The organism is Neobacillus bataviensis LMG 21833 (assembly GCF_000307875.1).
Lineage (GTDB): Bacteria > Bacillota > Bacilli > Bacillales > Cytobacillaceae > Neobacillus > Neobacillus bataviensis.
In genome coordinates this window covers 1-734 of the sequence record NZ_AJLS01000107.1, presented here as the reverse complement: position 1 = coordinate 734, position 734 = coordinate 1, and the positions used below count along the sequence as shown (strand labels likewise).

Here is a 734-nt window from a genome sequence, read left to right as displayed (position 1 = left end):
ACGCTCTTCCGATCTTTATTAATTTATAAACAATCAATACTGATTGGTTAAAGATGAAGTTAAAACAGAACGTGTGCTCGATAAAATTATTGAAGAAATGGACTTCTCAGTTCGTGCTTACAATGGTTTGAAACGTGCAGGTATCAACCGGTACTGGTAAAGCTCAAGAAGTTCCTGAAGCTATCCGTAAAGCAATCGAAGCAGCTAAGAAAAACCTTATTACAGTTCCTATGGTAGGTACTACACTTCCTCACGAAGCACTTGGTGTCTTCGGTGGTGGTAAAATCCTCCTTAAACCAGCTGTAGAAGGTGCTGGAGTTGCCGCAGGTGGTGCCGTTCGTGCCGTCCTCGAACTCGCTGGTGTTGCTGACGTAACATCAAAATCACTTGGTTCAAATACACCAATTAACGTTGTTCGTGCAACAGTTGATGGTTTGACTCAATTGAAACGTGCTGAAGAAGTTGCTGCATTACGCGGTAAATCTGTATCAGATTTCGCCTAAGGAGGAAAAAATGGCTCAAATTAAAATTACATTGGTAAACTCACCAATCGGCCGTATCCCTGCTCAACGCAAAACTGTTAAAGCACTCGGTCTTGGTAAACTCAACAGCTCAGTAGTAAAAGAAGGTTCACCTGCTATTCTTGGTATGGTAAACTCTATTTCTCACTTGGTAAAAGTTGAAGAAGCATAATTACTATTGCATAAAATAACAATCTGAGGAGAAACTATAAA

General features: G+C 40.3%; 2 protein-coding genes and 1 pseudogene. All 3 read left to right on the top strand.

Annotated features, from left to right (window positions below; genetic code table 11):
• Positions 1-97: 97 nt before the first annotated feature.
• The 3 genes and pseudogenes from BABA_RS28600 to rpmD all read left to right on the top strand — a co-directional run bounded on the left by BABA_RS28600 (position 98) and on the right by rpmD (position 693).
• Positions 98-160: a DNA-directed RNA polymerase subunit alpha C-terminal domain-containing protein gene (locus BABA_RS28600; RefSeq protein ID WP_476703717.1), complete on the top strand. Its 63-nt coding sequence runs from the start codon at positions 98-100 to the stop codon at positions 158-160.
• A pseudogene (locus tag BABA_RS13810) lies at positions 132-503 on the top strand (uS5 family small ribosomal subunit protein); the annotation flags it as partial. The gene BABA_RS28600 and the pseudogene BABA_RS13810, both read left to right, overlap by 29 nt.
• Positions 504-513: 10 nt before the next feature.
• Positions 514-693: a 50S ribosomal protein L30 gene (gene rpmD / locus BABA_RS13805; protein ID WP_003129921.1), complete on the top strand. Its 180-nt coding sequence runs from the start codon at positions 514-516 to the stop codon at positions 691-693.
• The last annotated feature ends 41 nt before the right edge of the window (positions 694-734 follow it).

Excerpts from the sequence above, each read along its gene's own strand:
- rpmD (WP_003129921.1), top strand. The coding sequence starts at position 514 with ATGGCTCAAATTAAAATTACATTGGTAAACTCACCAATCGGCCGTATC.